This window comes from Ancylobacter mangrovi (assembly GCF_024752355.1).
GTDB classification, from domain to species: Bacteria; Pseudomonadota; Alphaproteobacteria; order Rhizobiales; family Xanthobacteraceae; genus Ancylobacter; species Ancylobacter mangrovi.
Genome location: NZ_JANTHZ010000001.1, coordinates 34761 through 55592 on the forward strand (window position 1 = coordinate 34761; position 20832 = coordinate 55592).

A 20832-nucleotide genomic window follows, 5' to 3' on the forward strand; every position below is an offset into this window, starting at 1 on the left:
TTCGAGGGGCGTTCCAATATGAAGTCTGCCTATGCCGCCGCGGTCGTGGCCGTTCTGTTCGGGGGACCGGCCTTCGCCGCGGAGAACGAACTCGGCGTGTCGATCACGACCCAGCGCGAGCCGAACGACTTCAACGCCAGCAAGGCGACGGTGACCGGCGTCAGCTACGGGCACACCTTCGACAACAACGTCGTCGCCGCGCTCACGAGCAAATATTACGACATCTCCGGCACCGATGCCTGGGACCTGAAATCCGAGGCCGGGCTCGGCTACAAGTTCGTGCTCTCGGAGGCGTTCTCGATCACCGGCATCGCCGCGCTCGGCAGCAATGTGCAGAGCGCGGGGCCGGACTTTCCCTATTACTCGCTGACGGCTTCCGCGGACTGGAAGGTCACGCCGATCGTCACATGGTCGATCGTCAACCTGCGCTACCGCAACGCCTTCGACACGGCCTACGATTTCGACACGCCCGCGGTCGGCACCTCGCTCGGCTTCCGGATCGACAAGGCCAACTCGGTCTCGGTCGGCTTTACCCGCGAATGGGCCAACGGCAAGGTGTCCGACAACGAGATCGGGCTCGGCTACAAATATCACTTCTAGGCAGCCTCTCACCCGAACGTGAAGCGCGGCGCCGTGACCGGCTGACGTAGCGCCACTAGCCTGCGCCGGCCTGCCCCCTCGGGCGGCTCTTGCAGCCATGGAGCCCGCAATGACGAACCTCTCCCGCCGCCACATCCTCGCCGGGGGCGCCGCCCTGCCGGCCCTTGCCGCCACGCTTCCGCTGGCCTCCGGCGTGCTCGCGCCGAGCCCGGCCGCGGCGCAGACCGGCTCCGGCCAGCAGGTGCCGGGCCTCTACCGCTACAAGGTCGGCGACATCGAGGTCACGGTGGCCAATGACGGCGCCCGCAGCTTCCCGCTCCCGGAGGGCTTCGTGAAGAACGCCAGCCGCGACGAGGTGAACGCGGCGCTGGAAGCCGCCTTCATGCCGAAGGACACGATGACGATCCAGTTCAACCCGCTGCTGCTGAGCACCGGCGGCAAGCTGGTGCTGATCGACACCGGCAACGGCCCGCAGGGCGGCAACGCGCCGGTCGGCAAGCTGCCCGCCAACCTCGCCTGGGCCGGGGTGAAGCCGGCCGATATCGACACCGTGGTCATCTCCCATTTCCACGGCGACCACATCAACGGCCTGCGCGCCACCGACGGCGCCCTGGCCTTCCCCAATGCCGAGATCCTGGTCCCGGCGGCGGAGTGGTCCTACTGGATGGACGACGGCGAGATGAGCCGCGCGCCGGAAGGGCTGCAGGGCAACTTCAAGAACGCCCGCCGCATCTTCAAGGACATCGACAGCCGCGTCACCAGGTATGAATGGGACAAGGAGATCGCGCCCGGCCTCACCTCGGTGGAAGCGGTCGGCCACACGCCCGGCCACACCGCCTTCGTGCTGGCGGACGGCGACGAGAAGCTGTTCATCCAGTCCGACACCACCAACCTGCCGGCGCTGTTCGCGGTGCATCCCGAATGGCAGGTGCAGTTCGACATGGACGGGCCGAAGGCGATCGAGACCCGCAAGCGCATCTACGACATGGTGGCGGCCGACCGGCTGCCGATCACCGGCTATCACTACACCTTCCCCGCCCTCGGCCATGTGCGCCGCAACGACGGCGGCTACGAGCTGGTGCCGGCGATCTGGAATCCGGTGCTCTGAGCCGGTAGCCCTTCCTTTCCCGATCCCATCCGACCCGAACTTGGCAAGGTGCGGGGGCGCGGCTATGTCTCGCCTCCGCATACCAGCCCCGAGGACGACCATGACCGACACCGTGCCCGGCACCCTGCCCGACCGACTCTCCAGCGACCCGAACAGCCCGTTCTATGACGAGGAGCTGCTCGCCCGCGGCGTCGGCATCCGCTTCAAGGGGGTCGAGAAGACCAATGTCGAGGAATACTGCGTCAGCGAGGGCTGGGTCCGGGTCGCCGTCGGCAAGGCGAAGGACCGCGCCGGCAACCCGATGACGGTGAAGCTCAAGGGCGCGGTCGAGCCCTATCTGCAGGACAAGCCGGAAGGCTGAGCAGCCACGGAACCGACGGTGCGGGCGGGCGGCCCGCTCGCCCCGTCGCTTATTCGCCCGTCGTTTATTCGCCGGTCTCCTGCTCGATCCAGTCGAGATAGTCGGTGTCCCCGCCCGTGACGGGCAGGAACAGGATCGCCGGCATGTCGTAGGAATGGCGCGCCCTCACCGCCTGCGCCACCGCGTCGGCGAGGTCCTCTCGGGTCGCGAGGATCATCACCACCTCGTCCGCCCGCTCGATCTCGCCGCGCCAGCGATAGATCGAAACCATGCCCGGCATTATATTGACGCAGGCGGCCAGCCCGTCGGCGACGATGGCGCGACCGGCGGCTTCGGCCTCGACGGCGCTCGGCCAGGTCGTATAGACCATCATGGTGCCAAACTCGTCTTCCGGCGCCACCATATCCACCCCCCTGCCCGGGCTCACATGCATGAACGACGTCGCCCGCCCCACCCCGGAATCACCCGCGGATGCTGACGCTGCGCCAGCATATGGCCGAATCGCCTTTGTCGCGAGCGAGGCACCGGACGCGCTCCACGCGCAGGCCCAGCTCGTCGCCCGCTACGGCAACATCGCGCCGGAGGATGCCGACATCGTCGTCGCGCTCGGCGGCGACGGCTTCATGCTGCAGAGCCTGCACCGCTTCCGCGATACCGGCATCCCGATCTACGGCATGAACCGGGGCTCGGTCGGCTTCCTGATGAACTCGTTCCGCCAGGAGGACCTGCCCGAGCGCATCGCCGCCGCGCAGCGAGTCGTCATCCATCCGCTGATGATGGAAGCGACCGACGTGAATGGGCGCCAGCATCGCGCGCCCGCCATCAACGAGGTGTCGCTGATCCGCCAGTCCTATCAGGCGGCCAAGCTGCGCATCGCCATCGACGGCAAGGTGCGCATGGAAGAGCTGATCTGCGACGGCGTGCTGGTGGCGACCCCGGCCGGCTCAACCGCCTACAACCTCTCCGCCCAGGGGCCGATCCTGCCGATCGGCACGCCACTGCTCGCGGTCACGCCGATCTCGGCGTTCCGGCCGCGGCGCTGGCGCGGCGCGCTGGTGCCGGACCGCGCACGGGTCGACATCGCGGTGCTGGAATTCGAAAAGCGCCCGGTCAACGCCACGGCGGACCATTTCCAGGTGCTGAACGTGGTGGCGGTGCGGGCCAAGCTCGACAACGCCTCGTCGATGACCATGCTGGTCGATCGGGATCATTCGATCGAGGAGCGCATCCTGCGCGAGCAGTTCGGCTGAGGCCGAACCGCCGCCCTTTCCGAGAACGCACCGCCGTCAGGCCGCGAGTTCGCGCTGCTCCCGGCGCTCGCGGGCGTCGCGCACGGCATTTTCCTTCCAGCGCTCCAGCACGCCGACCAGCTTGTTGTCGGTCTCGCCCTGCGATGCGTAGCGGTCCAGCACCGTGTCGACGATGCGCCGCTTGAGGCCCGCCTCCTCCTCGTCCGCCTCGTCGACATAATCCTCACGCTGCAGCACCTCGAGCGCGGTGCGGAAGGCGAGATAGGCGCCGGCGGGCAGGCCGATCCGGTTGTAGAGCACGCGGAAGGCGTCGCCCGAGCGGTCCGCCGCCAGCGCCGCGATGCGGTCGGTCGGCAGGCCGGAGAGCACCGAGACGGTCTCGAGGAACATGCGCACCTGCCCGGAGAGCAGCGAGCGCAGCGCGAGCGCGGGCGTGAGCTCGCCCTGGCTTTTCAGGATCTCGACCAGCGCGCGCACATCGGCACCCTCGCGGCCGGCGGTCTCGACCGCGGCGCTGTCGCAGGCCTCGCGGACCACGCGCGCGGCAACGTCGGGCTCGAGCCACTGGCGCTGGGCGACGAAGCTGGACAGCGTTCCCGCCACCGCGCGGATAACAGCCTGATGCGCCGCCGCCGGCAGATCCGGACGCGCCAGCAGCGCCTCGCGGATGGTGCCGACATGGCCGTGGCGCACCACGATGCGCCCGAGCGCGAAGCCGGGAATGTCGGCCGAGACGTTGCGCACCAGCGCGAGGCACGCCTCGGCGTGGCCGGTCTCGGCGAGCGCCGCGGCGACCGGGGCCGGCAGGCCCTCGCGTGAGGCGATTGCGGCCTGGCGCACGGCGTCGCCGCTCTCGCAGAACTCAATCAGTTCGCGCGTGTTCAGCACCGGGGAGTGGGTGAGCATCACCTCGCCCGCCTCGCCGTCGAGCTCGGCCAGCGTCAGCACGATGTCGACGGGCACCAGCGGGTGGCGGCTCAGCGCGCTCGCCAGAGCGAGCCGGACGTCGGGCGAGGGATCGGCGGCCAGCAGCGGCAGCGCGGTCTCGAGCGCGGCGCGGTCCGCGGCACCGAGATCGGCGCTCGTATAGGCTCGCGCGAGAGCGGAGATCGCCTTGGCCCGCGCCGCGTCCGGCGCCGTCCGGGCCCACAGCAGAAACTGACGCACGATCATCTCAATGCCCTCCGTCTCTAGGGGAGAGGCAATGATGAAGGCGTCTTGATTAAGAAAGCGTTGACCATAATACCGCCGGCCCTTGATGGCGCCGGCGGGCCCGTCAGTCGCCCGAACCCTCTGTCAGGTCGGGCGGGGCGGCCTGCTCGCCGACGACCACCTCGATCGGGCCGTCCTTGCCGGCCTCGACGTTGAAGTCCTTGCTGTAGGTCTTGCCCTCGTAGCGGGCGACGGCGGTGTATTCGCCCTCGGCCAGCGCGAGGGTCGGCGTCGAGCCGATCGATTCCTTGATGGCGTCGCCGCCGGGACTGAGCACCGACCATTGCGTGCCCGGCAGCGGCTCCTGTCCGGCGGCGTTCACCAGCCGAAGCGTCACCTCCGCCGCACGGTGATGCAGCGTCGCCTCGGCCACCTTGCCGGCGACGACCGAGACGTCGACCTGGATGGTAGCGTTGCCGTCGCCATAGGTGGAAACGACGTAGTAGTTGCCGGCCGGCAGCACGACCAGATCGCCCGAATTGGCGCCGCGGAAGAACGGGCGGCTCGACGCCCGCCCCTGCAGGAAGCTTCCCTCGTAGATGTCGTAGGTCACCTTCTGCGCCGGGATCGGCTTGTCGGCGACGTCGCTCTCCAGCCGGATCGCGCCGGCCCTGAGGATGAGCTGCTCGCGGCGCGATTCCTGCCCGACCACGATGCGCCGCGCGACGCTCGCCAGCCCGTAGGAGACGTGCACGACGTAGCCACCCGGCGAGAGGAAGAACACCGGCGCCGGCTCGGCCGCCTCCGCCACCAGCGGGTAAGCGCCGGAAGCCTCGGCGCGGTCGGCGAAGACGCGCCAGACCAGCCCGCGCGGGATCAGCGGCTCCTTGTCGCCGAAGCGCGCGCTCATGCCGATGGCGGCCTTTCCGGGCGGCGGCTGCGGCAGGATCGTGTGCGGGTCGCCATGGGCGGGCGTGCCGGCGGCGGCGGGAGGCACCAGCGGCGGCGCCATGCGGTTGGTGGGCGAAATCGGCTCGTCGCCGACGAAGGGCAGCGCCTTCGGGCCCCCGTTCTGGGCGGGCGCGCCCTGCGCCATCGCCGGCATAGTCCCCATGACGACGACTGCCGCAAGGGCAATCCGCAGGGCGGTAAACGCCGGAGCTCGACGGAAGGCGGGGCGATGGCGGGCGGGCTGGACCATGTGGCACTGGTGACCGCAAACGGCGGCAAATTCAAGTCATCTAGAGCCCTCATCCGCATGGCCCGGCTGCGACGCGCGCTGTTGGTCAGCGGCCGCCCGGCGTGCTACCGGCTAGGGCAGAAGGATGCTCTCCATGACCGCTGCACCTGCCGCCTCCCCCCACGCCCCGGCGAACGCCACCCTCTCCCTCCTCAAGACCCGAAAGAGCCCGAAGGTGCTCGACATGGCCGGCCCCGGGCCGACGCCGGACGAGGTCAACGAAATGCTCGCCATCGCCTCGCGCGTGCCCGACCACGGCAAGCTCGCGCCCTGGCGCTTCATCGTGTTCGAGGGCGAGGCGCGCGAGCGCGCGGGCGAAGCCATCGCCAAGGTCTTCCTCGCCGACAATCCCGATGCCGATGCCGAGCGCGTCGCCATCGAGCGCAGCCGCCTCACTCATGCGCCGGCGGTGATCGCGGTCGTCTCGAAGGCCGGGCCGCATGCGAAGATTCCCGAATGGGAGCAGACCCTCTCGGGTGCCGCCGCCGCGACCCTGCTGGTGGTCGCCGCCCATGCGCTCGGCTATTCCGCCACCTGGCTCACCCAGTGGTTCAGCTATGACGCGCGGGTGCGCAGCGCGCTGGGGCTGGCGGAGGACGAGCGCTTCATCGGCTTCGTGCATATCGGCACCCCTGCGCACCCGCCGGAGGACCGCCCCCGCCCCGCTCTCGCCGACATCGTCACGAGGTTCTGATCCATGTTCTACGAGCCCGCCCGCCGCAATCACGGCCTGCCGCACGACCCGCTCAAGGCCATCGTCGCCCCGCGCCCGATTGGCTGGATCTCGACGCTGGCGGAGGACGGGACCGCCAATCTCGCCCCCTATTCCTTCTTCAACCTGGTGAGCGAGAATCCGAGCATCGTGATGTTCTCCAGCGCCGGCATCAAGGATTCGGCGCGCAACGCCATCGCCAGCGGCGAGTTCGTCTGCAACCTCGCGACGCTGGAGCTGATCGAGCAGGTCAACCTGTCCTCGAAGCCCATTCCCTCGGACGAGAGCGAGTTCGAGCTCACCGGCCTCGCCACCGCGCCCTCGCGCGTGGTCAAGCCGCCGCGCGTCGCCGCCGCGCCCTGCGCGCTGGAATGCGTGGTGACCGAGACGCTGGAGGCCAGGGACCGGCACGGCGCCGCCTCCGGGCGCCACCTGATCTTCGGCGAGATCGTCGGCGTCCACCTCGACGAAGCCTTCATCGAGGACGGCCTGGTGCGCACCGACCGGCTCCACGCCCTCGCCCGCTGCGGCTATTTCGACTTCGCCTGGGTCGAGGATCTGCGCTCCCTGCCGCGGCCGGCCTGACCGCATCCGCGGCACCCGCCGGCCAACACCTGCCGCCCGTGTCCGTCTCACGCGTCTGGCAACAACTTATTCACCATAAGCGCATTATTATGTGCCAAGTTGATCGCTGGAGGGTTGCGGATCATGAAAAGTTTCGATCGTCGCGCTGTGCTCGGCTTCTCGCTCGCCGGAGCCGCGATGGCGCTTGGCGGATGCCAGAGGACCACGACCGCCGGCGCGCCGCTGGAGCCGATTTCCTCGGTGTCGAGCTATGCGAGCATGGGCAACACCGCCGACCATTACGGCGAGGTGCCTGACCGCTTCACGATCGCCGCCTTCGACACGTCGTCCATCAACCCGGTCTATCTGCGCCACGAGGTGCCCTACACCACCAGCCAGCCGCCGGGCACCATCGTCATCGATCCGCGCGAGCACTTCCTCTACTACGTGCAGCCCGGCGGGCGGGCGATCCGCTACGGCGTCGGCGTCGGCAAGGAAGGCTTCGGCTGGTCGGGTACCGCGACCATCAATTCCAAGCAGGAATGGCCGGACTGGTACCCGCCCAAGGAAATGATCGCGCGCCGGCCCGACATCAAGCCGCAGCTCTCCCAGCTGCAGAGCGGCATCGGCGTGCCGGGCGGCCTGTCCAACCCGCTCGGCGCCCGCGCCATGTATCTGTGGCAGAACGGCAAGGACACGCTCTACCGCATCCACGGAACGCTGGAGCCCACCACCATCGGCACCAACGTCTCCTCCGGCTGCATCCGCATGATCAACCAGGACGCCATCGACCTCTACAGCCGGGTCGCGGTGGGCACCAAGGTGGTCGTGCTCGGCTCGCGCGCCGGCGTCTGACGCCGGGAGCCTGACCCGGCGGGGGCTATGCCGCCGGCCGTCGGCAGGGTCGCCCTCCGCGAATAATCGTTGCCGCCCGCCCGCTGCAGTGCAAACCTGCGCCGGCGGGGGGCCAGACCGATGAGCGGCCGAATCATCACCATCGCCCAGCAGAAGGGCGGCTCGGGAAAGACGACGCTGGCCGCGCATCTGGCCGTCGCCCTCGCGCGCGCCGGCGGGCGCGTCGTGCTGGTGGACTGCGACCCCCAGGGCAGCCTCGGCGAATGGTTCGAGGCGCGCGAGCAGACGCTCGGCGAGGACGGCACCGGCCTTTCCTTCCGCACCGCCAGCGGCTGGGGCGCCCGGCGCGAGGCCCGCGCCCTCGGCCGCGACTACGACTTCGTCGTCATCGACACCCCGCCCAAATCCGACATCGAATCCCGTCCCGCGATCGAGGCCGCCAGCCTCGTCGCGGTGCCGGTGCAGCCCACCCCCATCGACCTGTGGGCGACACAGCCGACGCTGGAGATGATCGCCAAGGAGGGCATTCCCAGCCTCCTCGTCATCAACCGCGCGCTGGCGCGGGTGGCACTCACGCAGGAGATCACCGAGGCGATCCGCGCGCTCGGCCACCCGGCCGCCGTCACCCGCCTCGGCAACCGCGTCGCCTTCGCCGCCAGCATGGGCGACGGGCTGACGGTGATGGAGACCGCGCCTGGCAGCAAGGGCGCGGACGAGGTCGACGCGCTGGCGCAGGAGATCCGCGCGCAGATCGCCGACTGACCGCCCTCCCGATCCCCCCTTCCGATCCCCACCACGGCCGATTCCATGGCCCGCCCGTGCGACTCCCGGGGAACCTCTCCCGTCCCAACCCGTTGTTTCAGCAACGCGCGCCGCTGTGGCAGCCTGATTGCCCCGGCGCTTAGAGAAGGGAGACGTGACATGAAGAAGCTCATCATCGCCGCTGCCGCCGCGGGCACGCTGGGTCTTTCCGCCGCCGCCGCCAATGCCGACGTGATCGTCGACAGCTATGGCAATCCGGTCGTGGTCGAACGCCAGATGGTGCCGCAGCACGCCCCGGTCATCATCGAGGGCCGCAACGTCGCGGTGCCGCAGCAGGGCCCGACCGGCACCTATTATCGCGGTTACCCGAATCCGGTGCCGGACTGGTACCGCCCGGGCGTCGAGCCCTATATCGGCAAGCAGATCGAGCAGGACCACAAGGGCGGCTGACGCTGAGGTCCCTCGCGAGAATATCGTCTCCGCTTCGTCGGAGATCGTGACCTTCGAAAGGCGCGGACGGCAACGTCCGCGCCTTTTTTCGCTGTTATCCAGGCCCGTGACCGGTTGACCCAGCGACGGTATCGCGGCAATCAGCTTCTATAATTAGGTTTGGAAAGTGAAAATTCATTGCCGTGGCGATAGGTTCGCGGCTTCATCGTGTCTTCGTGCTGCGGCGTGCGAGGCGCCGGTTCGAACCTGACGTCGGATGAAGAGTATTGAAGGGTGGCGTAGCTAGGGTCCTGGGGGGAATGAGACGCGCTCCGTGCGTGCTCCTTGCGCTCGCCTTCGCCACGCTCGCCGCCCCGCATCCGGGCAGCGCCCAGAGTTCGACCCAGACAACCACCGAGACGGACGTCGAGAAGAAGACGGAGCCGGGTCTTTTCAACGACTTGGCGAACCTTTTTAATCCGCAGCGCCTTGCCGATGCCGGCCCGCCGCCGGCCGACGCCACGCCCTATACGGTCAAGATCGAGGTCCATGGCGACAACGACCTGCGCAAGCAGGTGGAGGCGGCCTCCAATCTCGAGACCCTGAAGGCTCGTCCTCCCTCGGGCGCGGCCGGGCTGGTCCGCCGGGCGCTGTCCGACCAGCGCGACATCAACGCCGCGCTCTATTCGGCCGGCTATTACGCCGGCACGGTGCGCATCCTGATCGCCGGCAACGCGCCCGACGCGCCGAACATCTTCGAGATCGTCGAGGCCGCCCGCAAGCGCGGCCCGGTGCCGGTCATGGTCGACGTCCAGCCCGGCGCCCTGTTCCATTTCGGCACCATCCGCGTGCTGGACGCTTCGAGCGGACGCCCGCTCGCCGACGGCCCGACGCTGAACGAGCTGCGCCTGCGCCCCGGCGAGCCCGCGCTCGCGACCGAGGTGGTGCGCTCCGAAGGCATCATCGTCGACTATTACCGGCTGCATGCGCGCCCCTTCGCGCGCGTCGTCTCGCGCGACGTGGTCGCCGACCACGCCACGCACACGCTCGACGTGACGCTGAAGGTCGATCCCGGCCCGCACGCGGCCTTCGGGCGCTTCACCGTCTCCGGCGCGGACTTCCTCACCCCCGGCTTCGTCGAGCAGCGGATCGAGATCCCGCCCGGCACGCCCTATTCGTCGGACGCGCTGAACCGGCTGCGGCGGCGCCTGCTGACCTATGAATCCATCGGCAGCGTGCGCATCAACGAGGCCTCGAAGCTCGACCCGGACGGCACCCTGCCGATCGACATCGTGGTCTCGCCGCGCAAGCCGCGCTATTTCGGCTTCTCGGCCTCCTATTCCTCGACCGACGGCTCGCTGATCGACGTCTATTGGGGCCACCGCAACCTGTTCGGCGGCGGCGAGACGCTGCGCCTCGACGCGCAGGCCTCCTGGTTCGGCGAGCAGCCCGAGGCCGTGCCCGACGCCGACCCGTTCGGCTACAAGATCTCGGCATCCTTCATGAAGCCGGGCATCTACACCGCGCAGGACGACCTGCTGGCGGACGCGGCGGTGCTGCGCGAGGTGACCAACGCCTATGTGCGCGAGGCCGTGACCTTCGTCGCCGGCGTGCGCCACCGCTTCAACGACCAGCTCAGCCTGCAGGTGAGCCTCGACCTCGAGCAGTCGCAGGTGGAGGACACCACCGGCACGCACGACTACAGCATCGTCGGCGTCCCGTTCTATCTGAAGTACGACACCACCGACAGCGAGCTGGACCCCTCGCGCGGCATCCGCTTCTCCGGCACGGCGGAGCCCTACGCCTATCTCGGCGACGCGGGCGCGGGGCCGACAATGGTGGATGTGGCGTTCTCGACCTACCACGCCTTCGACGAGGAGAAGCGCTTCATCCTCGCCGGGCGGGTGGCCGGCGGCAGCGTCATCGGCGCCAACGACATCTACGACGTCCCGCCGCAACGCCGCTTCTATGTCGGCGGCGGCGGCTCGGTGCGTGGCTACGACTACCAGTCGATCAGCCCGCGCAACGAGGACGGCATCATCATCGGCGGTCTCAGCTATTTCGAGGCCTCGGCGGAAGCGCGCATCCGCGTCACCGACACGATCGGCATCGTGCCGTTCTTCGACATGGGCGCAGCCTTCTCGTCGGCCACACCGGACTTTGATGGGCTGAAATATTCCGCGGGCATCGGCCTGCGTTACTATACGGCGGTCGGCCCGCTGCGGCTCGACCTCGCCTTCCCGATCAACCCGGGGCCCGACGACGGCGATTTCGGGCTCTATGTCAGCTTGGGGCAGGCTTTCTGATGAAGCGATTCCTGAAGGTCCTCGGCATCACCCTGCTCGCCCTCGTGGGCGTGGTGCTGCTCGCCTTCGGCGCGATCCAGACCCCGCCGGGCAAGGCGATGCTGGCGCGCCTCGGCTCCTCGCTCGCCTCTTCGGAAGGGCTGAAGGTCGGCATCAGCGACATTCGCGGCTTCGTGCCCTTCGACATGAGCGTCGGGCGCATCGAGGCCGCCGACGCCAAGGGCACCTTCGCCGAGATCGACAATCTGCGCCTCGCCTGGCGCCCGCTGGAGCTGCTGCGGCGCACGCTCGACGTCACGCGCCTCGAAGCCGACGCGCTGAAGCTCGCGCGCCTGCCCGAGCTGCCACCCGCCGCGCCGTCGGAGAGCTCGGGCGGCACCTCCTTCGCGCTGCCGGTGCGGGTCGCGCGGCTCGCCATCGGCGACATCGACATCGCCGAGCCGGTGCTCGGCCATGCCGCGCGCCTGTCCTTCGAGGCCTCGGCCGACGTCGCCTCGCTGGCCCGCGGCCTGTCGCTCGACTTCGACCTCAAGCGGCTCGACGAGCCGGGCAGCGTGAAGGGCCGGGCCGCCTATGCGCCGGAGACCAGCCGGCTCGAGCTCGACATCGCCGCCAGCGAGCCCGCCGGCGGCCTCATCGCCCGCGCCGCCGGCCTCGACGGCCTGCCCGAGATCGCGGCGACGCTGAAGGGCGCCGGCCCGCTGGACAATTGGGACGGCCGTCTCACCCTGAAGGCCGGCGACGTCGCCGAGGCGGGCGGGGTCGCGGGCATCCGCGCCGTGGGCGACGCCCATCGCATCACCTTCGCGCTCGACGCCGACATCGCGCGGCTGCTGCCCGGCGACATCGCTCCGCTGTTCGAGGGCCGCACCGAGCTTTCCGGCGCCGCCACGGTCGATCCGAACCAGGCGGTCGCGCTGGAGAAGGTGAGCGCGCGCGCCGCCGGCTTCGGGGCCGCGCTCAACGGCACGATCAGCCCGGAGCGCGTGTTCGACCTCGCCTTCGACGTCACCGTGGGCGACGCCGCCCGCTTCTCCGCCCTCGCGCCCGGCGTGAGCTGGCAGAGCATGCGGCTCAACGGCACGCTGGAGGGGACGCAGGCCGCCCCCGCGCTGAACGCCAGCCTCGCCGCTGCCGGCCTTTCGGGCATGGGCTACGGCGCCTCGACGCTCGACGCCACCTTCGCCACCACGCCCGGCACTGGCGGCACCCTCGCCCTCGCCGCCAAGGGCACCGCCGGCGGGCTGAGCGCGGAGGACCCGCAGGTCGCCGGCGCGCTCGGCACCAGCGGCGATTTCAGTCTCGCGGCCACCGTTCCCTCGGGCCCCGATTTCGCCAATGCCGTCCTCACCGACGTCGCGCTGCGCCTCAGCGCGCTGACGGCCCGCTTCGACGGGCGGGCGGACGCGCAGACCATCGCCGGCAAGCTCAATGTCGAGCGGCTCGATCTCGCCGCCTTCGGCCCGCTCGCCGGCCGTCCGCTGGCGGGCGTCGCCACGCTCGACGCGGATGTGGACGGCACCACCGACCTCAGCCGGCTGTCGCTCACCGTGAAGGGCAACGCCGACAAGCTCGCCACCGGGCTCGCCCAGCTCGACGGGCTGATCGGCGGCGGGCTCAGCATCGACGGCGCGCTCGCCCGCGACGGCGAGAACGCGATCTCCGTCAACGAGCTGAAGGTGAATGCGCAGGGCCTCGCCCTCGTCCTCGACGGGCGGGTCGCGACCGACCTCGCCGACCTCAAGGCCAAGCTCACGCTCGACAATCTCGCGCGGCTCGACCCACGCGTCTCCGGCGCGCTCGACGCCGACGCCGCCTTCTCCGGCACGCTGGAGAATCTCGGCGTGACGGCGAAGATCTCGATCCCGGACGGCCGGGCGATGGACCACCCGATCAAGGACCTCGCCCTCGACGTGACCGCCACCGACCTGACCGGCAAGGTCGGCGGCCGCTTCCAGCTTTCGGGCGATGTGGCGGGCAAGCCGGCGACCGGCGCCGGCAGCCTCGAGACGCTCGCCGACGACACGCGCCGCCTCACCGGCCTCGACATCGCCATCGGCTCGGTGACCGCGCGCGGCGACGTGGCGCTGGCGCCGAGCAATCTCGTCACCGGCACGCTCGCGGTGAAGGCGGGCAACCTCGCTGACATCTCGGCACTGACGCTCACCGAGGCGTCGGGGCGGCTCGACGCCGACGTGACGCTCGACGCGGCGGACGGGCGCCAGCGCGTCGCCGTGAAGGCCGACGCCGCCGATGTACGCTTCGCCGGCCAGCGCGTGGGCACGGCGAAGATCGACGCCACCGTCGTCGATCCCGCCCGCGTGCCACTGATCAACGGCACGGTGGACCTCGCTGCCGTGGACGTCTCGGGTGTGGTGATCGAAAGCGCCAAGCTCAACGCCAAGGGCAGCACGGCCGGCACCGACCTGACCCTCGACGCGCAGGCGCAGGGCGTGCGGCTGAACACCGCCGGCCGGCTCGACCCGCTCGACAATAACGGCGCGCGGCTGCGCCTCGACACGCTGAACGCGACGCGCGGCAAGGTCACGATCCGCACCACCCAGCCTGTCACCTTCACGGTCGCCGACGGCTCGGTCAGCATCGACAAGCTGGCGCTGACCGCCGGCAGCGGCAGTGCCACGGTCTCGGGCAAGGCGGGGCAGACGCTCGACCTGTCGGTCGACATCCGCGCCCTGCCGCTTTCGCTGGCCGACATGGCGGTGCCCGGCCTCGGCCTTACCGGCACGCTGGCCGCCACGGCGCGCGTGACCGGCACGGCGAGCGCGCCGACCGGCAACTACCAGGTCACGGTCTCCCGGCTCAGCAGCCCGGACATCGCCAATGCCGGCGCCGGCCCGTTCGACATCGCCGCCAACGGCAACCTCGCCAATGGCCGCGCCAGCATCACCTCCACCATCAGCGGCCGCAATCTGCGCGGCGTCACCGTGAACGGCTCGGTGCCGATCGCGGGCGGCAATCTCGACCTCGCCATCCGCGGGGCCATCGATCTCGCCATCATCAACCCGCTGCTCGGCACCACCGGCGCGCGCCTCACCGGCAACGCCAATATCGACGCCACGCTGCGCGGCACCGCCGCCGCCCCGCGCGCGGGCGGCACGGTGCGCATCAGCGGCGGGCGCTTCGACGACGCGGTCAACGGCGTGTCGCTCGACCGCATCGAGGCGGTGATCACCGGCACCGAGCGCTCGGTCACCCTCACCTCCTTCTCCGCCCGCACCTCCAATGGCGGCACGGTGACCGGGCGCGGCAATGTCGCGCTCGATCCCGCTGCCGGCCTGCCGGGCAAGATCGACCTGACGCTCAGCAACGCGGCGCTGGTCAACAGCGACCTGATGCGCCTCGTCGCCGAGGGGCCGCTCAGCGTCGAGGGCGCGTTCCTGCGCGATCCACGCATCACCGGCCGCATCACGCTGCGCGCGCTCGACATCAGCATCCCGGACCGCTTCCCCGGCGGCGTGCAGGACCTCGACGTGCGTCACGTCAACGCCAGCCAGAAGTACCGGCAGGCGCATCCGGCACGCCCGTCGGAGGCGACCGCCAGCGGCCCGAGCAGCGGCGGCATGCCGCTCGACCTCGTGATCGCCGCGCCCAACAACACCGTGTTCGTGCGCGGCATGGGCGTCGACGCCCAGCTCGGCGGCGAGCTTCGCCTCACCGGCACCAGCCACGCGCCGGTGACCAACGGCGCGTTCGAGATGCGCCGCGGCACCTTCGAACTCGGCTCGCGCCGGCTCACCTTCACCCGCGGGCGCATCACCTTCACCGGCAACACCGACCCCGAGCTCGACTTCGTGGCCGAAACCACGGCGCAGGACATCACCGCCCGCGTGCTCATCTCCGGGCCCGCCTCGCAGCCCGACATCACCTTCACCTCGACGCCCACCCTGCCGCAGGACGAAGTGCTCTCGCGGCTGCTGTTCGGGCGCAATGCCGGCGCGCTCAACGCCAGCCAGGCGATCCAACTCGCGCAGATCGTCGCCCAGTTCTCCGGCGGCGGCACCGTGCTCGACAGCGTGCGGCGCTCGCTCGGGGTCGACAATCTCGACGTCGGCGCCGACTCGACCGGCAGGGGCGGACAGGTCGGTCTCGGCCGCCGGCTGAACGACAACATCTATCTCGGCGTGCGCCAGGGCACCTCGTCGAATTCGAGCCGCGTGACGGTCGACATCGACGTCACCCGCAACATCAAGCTGCAGGGCGCGACCAGCGCCAGCGGCGCGGCCGAGGTCGGCATCGGCGCCCAGTGGGACTACTGAGCGCCGCACCGGCCACCGGTTTGCGCGGCTATTCGGCCGCCTCGGCCTTCAGCCCGTAGCGCGCCGCCGCGTGATCGCGCGACACGTTCGGCAGTATCGCCATGCGGGCGGCGACCAGCGCGTCCCAGGCACCGGCATCCGGCAGCGAGGGGATGGTGATCACCTCGCCCATCTCGAGCCCGGCGAGGGCGGCGGCGACCAGTTCGTCCACCTCCATCATCATCTCCGGCGGATAGGACGCGATATTGAGCCCCGAACGATCGAAGAACTCGGTGCGGGTGAGCCCCGGCAGAACCGCCTGAAGCCGCACCGGGCCGTCCTTCAGCTCGTTGTGCAGCGACTGGGTCAGCGCCAGCACGTAAGCCTTGGTCGCGCTGTAGGCGCCGAGAAGGTTCTCCGGCATCAGCGCCACCACCGAGGCGATGTTGACCAGCGTGCCGCGCCCGCGGGCCGCGAAGGCATTGGCCGCCGCCACCGCCAGCCGGCTCAGCGCCACCACGTTGAGCTGGACCATGGCGTCGATCTTGGCGACATCGGCGCCGATCACCGGGCCCTCCGTGCCGGCGCCGGCATTGTTGACCAGCAGGGTGATGGCCGGGTCGCCGGCGATGCGATCAGCGAGCGCGGTGACGTCCGCCGCGCTTTCGAGATCGGCCACCAGCACTTCGAAGCTGCGGCCGGGCGAAGCGGTTGCGAGTTCGCCCGCCAGCGCCTCCAGCCGCCCGCGATTGCGGGCGACAAGGACGAGATCGTAGCCCTTGCGCGCGAGCTGGGTGGCGTAGCTGCGGCCGATCCCGGACGAGGCGCCGGTGACGACGGCGGTTCCAAGTGACTGGGAATTCATGAGGATCTCCAATGTTCGACGGGCGGCATGCCCAAGATGCTTTTACATTATCATCATCATATAAAAAATGCCATGGGGCCTGCCCTTCTCGACCGGAGGGCACGAACTATCTGCTGCCGGGCGGCGTGATCCGCGCCAGGATCCTGATCGTAAAAGCGGTCTCGTCCGCTTCCACAGAAGGTGCGCGATGAACGCTCCCGCCGCCCGCCCCGCCCTGGTCTGGCTCCGCGACGACCAGCGGCTCGCCGACAATCCCGCCCTCGACGCCGCGCGGCGCAGCGTCCGCCCGCTGGTGTTGCTCCATGTGCTGGAAGAAGGCCCGGACATCCGCCCGCCCGGCGGCGCGGCGCGCTGGTGGCTCGGCCGTTCGCTCGCCGCCCTCGCCCGCGACCTCGCCCGGCACGGCGGCACGCTGACGCTGCGCCGCGGCGATGCGCGCGAGATCCTGCCCGCGCTCGTGCGCGAGACGGGAGCCGGCGCGGTCTACTGGAACCGGCGCTATGACAGCGCCGGGGTCGCGACCGACACGGCGCTGAAGGCCGCCCTTCGCGACGAGGGCATCGAGACCGAGAGCTTCAGCGCCACCCTGCTGCACGAGCCCTGGACGGTGCTGACCCGCGAGGACGGCGTCTATCGCGTCTTCACGCCGTTCTACCGCGCCGCACGGGGTCGCGAGGTGCGCCAGCCGCTCGCCGCGAGCCATGCCCGCTGGCACTGGGCCGAGCCCCCCGCCGGCGACAGGATCGAGGACTGGCGGCTCGAGCCGCGGGCGGCGGACTGGGCCGGCGGGCTGCGCGCCACCTGGACACCGGGCGAGGCCGGCGCCCGCGCCGCGCTGGAACGCTTCCTGGAGGACGGAATCGACGGCTATGCCGCCGGCCGCGACCGGCCCGACCGCGAGAACACCTCGCGGCTCTCGCCCTATCTGCGCGCCGGCAACATCTCGCCGCACCAGATACGCGCCGCGCTCCTGCATGCGGAGGCGAGCGGCGAGGCGCGGTCCGCCGATGTCGAGAAGTTCCTCAGCGAGCTCTACTGGCGCGAATTCTCCTACCACCTGCTGTTCCACAATCCGGACCTCGCGACGCGCAACTTCAACGCCCGCTTCGACGGCTTCGCCTGGCAGAGCGACGCCGCGTTCGAGCGCGCCTGGCAGCGGGGCCTCACCGGCTTTCCGATCGTCGATGCCGGCATGCGCCAACTCTGGCAGACGGGCTGGATGCACAATCGCGTGCGCATGATCGCCGCCTCGCTGCTCATCAAGCAGGGGCTGGTGGACTGGCGGCGCGGCGAGGAATGGTTCTGGGACACGCTGGTCGACGCCGATCCGGCCAACAATCCCGCGAGCTGGCAGTGGGTCGCCGGCAGCGGCGCCGACGCCGCGCCCTATTTCCGCATCTTCAATCCGGTGCTGCAGGGCGAGAAGTTCGACCCGGACGGCGCCTATATCCGCCGTTTCGTGCCCGAGATCGCGGCTCTTCCCGCAAAGGTGATCCACAAGCCGTGGCAGGCGCCGGAAGAGGTGCTGCACAAGGCGGGAATCGTCCTCGGCGAGACCTATCCGCGCCCGGCGCTCGATCTCGACACCGCCCGCCGCCGTGCGCTCGAGCGTTTCCAGCGGCTGGGCAAGGATTGAGGACAGGCGGCGGTTGCCGATCCCCACCGGCGCGACTAACGTCGTGAATCCTTTAAAACGCCACGCGTCGTATTCTCATGAACATCAAGAACGGCCTTGTCGAGGCCATCGGCAACACGCCGCTCATCAAGCTCCAGCGCGCCTCCGAGATGACGGGCTGCACCATTCTCGGCAAGGCCGAGTTCCTCAATCCCGGTCAGTCTGTGAAGGACCGCGCCGCCCTGTACATCATCCAGGACGCGGTCGCGCGGGGCACGCTGCGGCCGGGTGGCGTCGTCGTCGAGGGCACGGCGGGCAATACCGGCATCGGCCTCGCGCTGGTCGGCAATGCGCTCGGCTTCCGCTCGGTGATCGTCATTCCCGAGACCCAGAGCCAGGAAAAGAAGGACATGCTGCGGCTCGCCGGCGCCACGCTGGTGGAGGTGCCCGCGGTCGCCTATGCCAACCCCAACAACTACGTGAAGGTCTCCGGCCGCCTCGCCGAGGCACTCGCCAAGACCGAGCCGAACGGGGCGATCTGGGCCAACCAGTTCGACAACGTTGCCAACCGGCAGGCCCATGTCGAAACCACCGGCCCGGAGATCTGGGACCAGACCGAGGGCGAGGTCGCCGGCTTCGTCGCGGCGGTGGGCACCGGCGGCACGCTGGCGGGCACCGCGATGGCGCTGAAGGAGCGCAACGCCCACATCAAGATCGCGCTCGCCGACCCGTTCGGCGCCGCGCTCTACAGCTACTACACGACCGGCGAGCTGAAGTCGGAGGGCTCCTCCATCACCGAGGGCATCGGCCAGGGGCGCATCACCGAGAACCTCAAGGACGCACCGATCGACCTCGCCTACCGCATCCCGGACTCGGAAGCGGTGCAGATCGTGTTCGATCTCCTCGAGCATGAAGGCCTGTGCCTCGGCGGCTCGTCCGGCATCAACGTCGCCGGCGCGATCCACCTCGCCAAGGAGCTCGGGCCCGGCCACACCATCGTGACCGTGCTTTGCGACTACGGCACCCGCTACCAATCCAAGCTCTTCAACCCCACCTTCCTGCGTGAGAAGGGCCTGCCCGTGCCGGGCTGGCTGGAGCGCAAGATCGAGCTGCCGAACGTTCTGGTGTGATGACGACCGCTCTCCTGTTCCGCGACGACGCCTATCTCGCCGAGACCCCGGCCACCGTGGTCGAAGTGACGCCGGAGGGCGGCATCGTCCTCGACCGCACGGTGTTCTACGCCACCGCCGGCGGCCAGCCGGGCGACCGCGGCGTGCTGGTGCGCGCGGATGGGGCTGAGATCGCCATCGCCACCGCCGTCTACGGGCCGGACAAGGCCAACGTGATCCACGTGCCGGCCTTCACCGACGCGGCGAAGCCCGAGGCCGGCGAGGCCGTGACGCTGCGTCTCGACTGGCCGACCCGCCACAAGCGCATGCGCATGCACACGGCGCTGCATCTTCTCTCCGTCGCCCTGCCCTACCCGGTGACGGGCGGCTCGATCGGCGAGGAGGAGAGCCGGCTCGACTTCGACATCCGCGAGGCCGGGCTCGACAAGGACGAGATCACCGCCCGGGTCAACGAGATGATCGCCACCGGCGCGCAGGTGAGCGAGCGCTGGATCAGCGACGAGGAGCTCATCGCCAATCCCGGCCTCGTCAAGACCATGTCGGTCAAGCCGCCCATGGGCACGGGGCGGGTGCGCCTCGTCGAGATCGCGGGGCTGGACCTGCAGCCCTGCGGCGGCACCCATGTGCGCAGCCTGGCCGAGATCGGGCCGGTGCAGGTCACCAAGATCGAAAAGAAGGGCCAGCAGAACCGCCGCGTGCGGCTGGCCTGGGCGTGAGCCTCACGCCCGAAACCCTGGAGTTCCACCATGTCCAGTGACAGTCACTTTGTCTCCACCGAATGGCTGGCCGCCCATCTGGGCGCACCAAACCTCGTCATCGTCGACGGTTCGTGGCACCTGCCGGCGGCGGGCCGGAAACCGCATGACGAGTACCGTCAGGCGCATATTCCCGGCGCGGTGTTCTTCGACATCGAGGCCATCGCCGATGCGGCCAGCCCGCTGCCGCACATGCTGCCGTCGGAGATCGCCTTCTCGGCGGCGATGGAATCGCTCGGCATCGGCCGGCTGATGAAGATCGTCGTCTACGACACCGAGGGCCTGTTCTCGGCGCCGCGCGTGTGGTGGACGCTGCGCGCCTTCGGCGCCATCGACGTCGTCATCCTCGACGGCGGCTTCCCGAAATGGCAGGCCGAGGGACACCCGGTCGAGAGCGGCGACGTCAAGCACCTGCCCTCGCATTTCGAGGCGAAGCTCGACCGCGCCTGGGTCGCCAGCATGGACGACGTGGCGAAGGCGATCGCCGGCGGCACCGCCCAGGTGCTCGACGCGCGCTCGCCCGACCGTTTCCGCGGCGACACGCCCGAGCTGCGCCCCGGCGTGCGCGCCGGCCATATTCCCGGTTCGCGCAACGTGCCGGCCTCGAAGATGGTGAAGGACGGGCATCTCGTCGATCCGCAGACGGTCCGCGCTGCGGTGGCGGCGGCGGGCATCGATCCCGGCCTGCCGATGATCACGAGCTGCGGCTCCGGCGTGACGGCCGCCATATTGTGGCTGGCGTTGGAGAGCATCGGCGCCCAGCCCAAGGCGCTCTATGACGGCTCCTGGACCGAATGGGGCTCGTCCACCAAGCCGGTCGCCACCGGCCCGGTCTTCTGACGCGCCTTCCCCGCCCCTGACGAAAACGGCCG

At 70.0% G+C, this 20832-nt stretch carries 19 protein-coding genes; 15 read left to right on the top strand and 4 right to left on the bottom strand.

Going from position 1 to position 20832, the window contains the following annotated elements:
* Positions 1-18 precede the first annotated feature (18 nt).
* The 3 genes from NVS89_RS00185 to NVS89_RS00195 all read left to right on the top strand — a co-directional run bounded on the left by NVS89_RS00185 (position 19) and on the right by NVS89_RS00195 (position 2069).
* Entirely contained in the window at positions 19-600 is a 582-nt protein-coding gene (locus NVS89_RS00185; RefSeq protein ID WP_258730425.1) for a hypothetical protein, read from the top strand.
* Positions 601-709: 109 nt separating this feature from the next.
* Positions 710-1708 carry an MBL fold metallo-hydrolase gene (locus NVS89_RS00190; RefSeq protein WP_258730427.1) on the top strand — a complete coding sequence of 333 codons (999 nt, stop codon included), beginning with the start codon at positions 710-712 and terminating at the stop codon, positions 1706-1708.
* 100 nt (positions 1709-1808) lie between these two features.
* Entirely contained in the window at positions 1809-2069 is a 261-nt protein-coding gene (locus NVS89_RS00195) for a DUF3297 family protein (RefSeq protein WP_258730428.1), read from the top strand.
* Positions 2070-2133: 64 nt separating this feature from the next.
* Here the strand turns inward: NVS89_RS00195 and cutA are convergent, their stop codons facing one another.
* Positions 2134-2442 (bottom strand): divalent-cation tolerance protein CutA, encoded by a 309-nt coding sequence (cutA, locus tag NVS89_RS00200; protein WP_258730429.1) that lies wholly within the window; start codon positions 2440-2442, stop codon positions 2134-2136.
* A 58-nt stretch (positions 2443-2500) separates the two neighbouring features.
* Between cutA and NVS89_RS00205 the strand changes: the two genes are divergently transcribed.
* Positions 2501-3319, top strand: coding sequence for an NAD kinase (locus tag NVS89_RS00205; protein ID WP_258730430.1), 819 nt, complete (start codon positions 2501-2503; stop codon positions 3317-3319).
* Between the two features lie 36 nt (positions 3320-3355).
* Here the strand turns inward: NVS89_RS00205 and NVS89_RS00210 are convergent, their stop codons facing one another.
* Both NVS89_RS00210 and NVS89_RS00215 read right to left on the bottom strand, forming a co-directional pair.
* The gene (locus NVS89_RS00210) at positions 3356-4492 is read right to left on the bottom strand and encodes a DUF2336 domain-containing protein (protein ID WP_258730431.1); all 1137 of its coding nucleotides are present in this window, start codon (positions 4490-4492) and stop codon (positions 3356-3358) included.
* Between the two features lie 103 nt (positions 4493-4595).
* Positions 4596-5585 (bottom strand): RgsD C-terminal domain-containing protein, encoded by a 990-nt coding sequence (locus NVS89_RS00215; protein ID WP_258730432.1) that lies wholly within the window; start codon positions 5583-5585, stop codon positions 4596-4598.
* 220 nt (positions 5586-5805) lie between these two features.
* Here NVS89_RS00215 and NVS89_RS00220 point away from each other — a divergent pair, with 220 nt between their 5' ends.
* The 7 genes from NVS89_RS00220 to NVS89_RS00250 all read left to right on the top strand — a co-directional run bounded on the left by NVS89_RS00220 (position 5806) and on the right by NVS89_RS00250 (position 15616).
* Positions 5806-6405: a nitroreductase family protein gene (locus NVS89_RS00220; protein WP_258730433.1), complete on the top strand. Its 600-nt coding sequence runs from the start codon at positions 5806-5808 to the stop codon at positions 6403-6405.
* Positions 6406-6408: 3 nt separating this feature from the next.
* Positions 6409-7008, top strand: coding sequence for a flavin reductase family protein (locus NVS89_RS00225; RefSeq protein ID WP_258730434.1), 600 nt, complete (start codon positions 6409-6411; stop codon positions 7006-7008).
* Between the two features lie 123 nt (positions 7009-7131).
* On the top strand, positions 7132-7842 hold the full coding sequence (locus tag NVS89_RS00230; RefSeq protein WP_258730435.1) for a L,D-transpeptidase: 711 nt from the start codon (positions 7132-7134) through the stop codon (positions 7840-7842).
* A gap of 120 nt (positions 7843-7962) precedes the next feature.
* Positions 7963-8604, top strand: coding sequence for a ParA family partition ATPase (parA, locus tag NVS89_RS00235; RefSeq protein ID WP_258730436.1), 642 nt, complete (start codon positions 7963-7965; stop codon positions 8602-8604).
* 159 nt (positions 8605-8763) lie between these two features.
* Positions 8764-9054: a hypothetical protein gene (locus NVS89_RS00240; protein WP_258730437.1), complete on the top strand. Its 291-nt coding sequence runs from the start codon at positions 8764-8766 to the stop codon at positions 9052-9054.
* Between the two features lie 317 nt (positions 9055-9371).
* Positions 9372-11339 (top strand): autotransporter assembly complex protein TamA, encoded by a 1968-nt coding sequence (locus NVS89_RS00245; RefSeq protein ID WP_258730439.1) that lies wholly within the window; start codon positions 9372-9374, stop codon positions 11337-11339.
* Positions 11339-15616, top strand: coding sequence for a translocation/assembly module TamB domain-containing protein (locus tag NVS89_RS00250; RefSeq protein ID WP_258730440.1), 4278 nt, complete (start codon positions 11339-11341; stop codon positions 15614-15616). Before NVS89_RS00245 ends, NVS89_RS00250 begins: the two co-directional genes overlap by 1 nt.
* Positions 15617-15644: 28 nt before the next feature.
* On the opposite strand, the gene NVS89_RS00255 is transcribed toward NVS89_RS00250, so the two are convergent.
* Entirely contained in the window at positions 15645-16460 is an 816-nt protein-coding gene (locus NVS89_RS00255) for an SDR family NAD(P)-dependent oxidoreductase (RefSeq protein WP_258730441.1), read from the bottom strand.
* A 187-nt stretch (positions 16461-16647) separates the two neighbouring features.
* On the opposite strand from NVS89_RS00255, the gene NVS89_RS00260 reads away from it, so the two are divergent.
* The 4 genes from NVS89_RS00260 (at position 16648) to sseA (ending at position 20800) form a co-directional block, all read left to right on the top strand.
* Complete coding sequence (locus tag NVS89_RS00260) at positions 16648-18096, top strand: cryptochrome/photolyase family protein (protein ID WP_258730442.1); 1449 nt, start codon at positions 16648-16650, stop codon at positions 18094-18096.
* A 77-nt stretch (positions 18097-18173) separates the two neighbouring features.
* Positions 18174-19205, top strand: a complete 1032-nt coding sequence (locus tag NVS89_RS00265) for a cysteine synthase A (RefSeq protein WP_258730443.1) — start codon at positions 18174-18176, stop codon at positions 19203-19205.
* Positions 19205-19921: an alanyl-tRNA editing protein gene (locus NVS89_RS00270; RefSeq protein WP_258730444.1), complete on the top strand. Its 717-nt coding sequence runs from the start codon at positions 19205-19207 to the stop codon at positions 19919-19921. Before NVS89_RS00265 ends, NVS89_RS00270 begins: the two co-directional genes overlap by 1 nt.
* Before the next feature lie 30 nt (positions 19922-19951).
* On the top strand, positions 19952-20800 hold the full coding sequence (gene sseA / locus NVS89_RS00275) for a 3-mercaptopyruvate sulfurtransferase (RefSeq protein WP_258730445.1): 849 nt from the start codon (positions 19952-19954) through the stop codon (positions 20798-20800).
* The last annotated feature ends 32 nt before the right edge of the window (positions 20801-20832 follow it).

Coding starts and splice junctions, on each gene's coding strand:
- NVS89_RS00270 (WP_258730444.1), top strand. CDS start 19,205: ATGACGACCGCTCTCCTGTTCCGCGACGACGCCTATCTCGCCGAGACC.
- NVS89_RS00190 (WP_258730427.1), top strand. CDS start 710: ATGACGAACCTCTCCCGCCGCCACATCCTCGCCGGGGGCGCCGCCCTG.
- NVS89_RS00225 (WP_258730434.1), top strand. CDS start 6,409: ATGTTCTACGAGCCCGCCCGCCGCAATCACGGCCTGCCGCACGACCCG.
- NVS89_RS00220 (WP_258730433.1), top strand. CDS start 5,806: ATGACCGCTGCACCTGCCGCCTCCCCCCACGCCCCGGCGAACGCCACC.
- NVS89_RS00195 (WP_258730428.1), top strand. CDS start 1,809: ATGACCGACACCGTGCCCGGCACCCTGCCCGACCGACTCTCCAGCGAC.
- NVS89_RS00215 (WP_258730432.1), bottom strand. CDS start 5,585: ATGGGGACTATGCCGGCGATGGCGCAGGGCGCGCCCGCCCAGAACGGG.
- NVS89_RS00265 (WP_258730443.1), top strand. CDS start 18,174: ATGAACATCAAGAACGGCCTTGTCGAGGCCATCGGCAACACGCCGCTC.
- sseA (WP_258730445.1), top strand. CDS start 19,952: ATGTCCAGTGACAGTCACTTTGTCTCCACCGAATGGCTGGCCGCCCAT.
- parA (WP_258730436.1), top strand. CDS start 7,963: ATGAGCGGCCGAATCATCACCATCGCCCAGCAGAAGGGCGGCTCGGGA.
- NVS89_RS00250 (WP_258730440.1), top strand. CDS start 11,339: ATGAAGCGATTCCTGAAGGTCCTCGGCATCACCCTGCTCGCCCTCGTG.
- NVS89_RS00260 (WP_258730442.1), top strand. CDS start 16,648: ATGAACGCTCCCGCCGCCCGCCCCGCCCTGGTCTGGCTCCGCGACGAC.
- NVS89_RS00205 (WP_258730430.1), top strand. CDS start 2,501: ATGAACGACGTCGCCCGCCCCACCCCGGAATCACCCGCGGATGCTGAC.
- NVS89_RS00230 (WP_258730435.1), top strand. CDS start 7,132: ATGAAAAGTTTCGATCGTCGCGCTGTGCTCGGCTTCTCGCTCGCCGGA.
- cutA (WP_258730429.1), bottom strand. CDS start 2,442: ATGATGGTCTATACGACCTGGCCGAGCGCCGTCGAGGCCGAAGCCGCC.
- NVS89_RS00210 (WP_258730431.1), bottom strand. CDS start 4,492: ATGATCGTGCGTCAGTTTCTGCTGTGGGCCCGGACGGCGCCGGACGCG.
- NVS89_RS00255 (WP_258730441.1), bottom strand. CDS start 16,460: ATGAATTCCCAGTCACTTGGAACCGCCGTCGTCACCGGCGCCTCGTCC.
- NVS89_RS00240 (WP_258730437.1), top strand. CDS start 8,764: ATGAAGAAGCTCATCATCGCCGCTGCCGCCGCGGGCACGCTGGGTCTT.
- NVS89_RS00185 (WP_258730425.1), top strand. CDS start 19: ATGAAGTCTGCCTATGCCGCCGCGGTCGTGGCCGTTCTGTTCGGGGGA.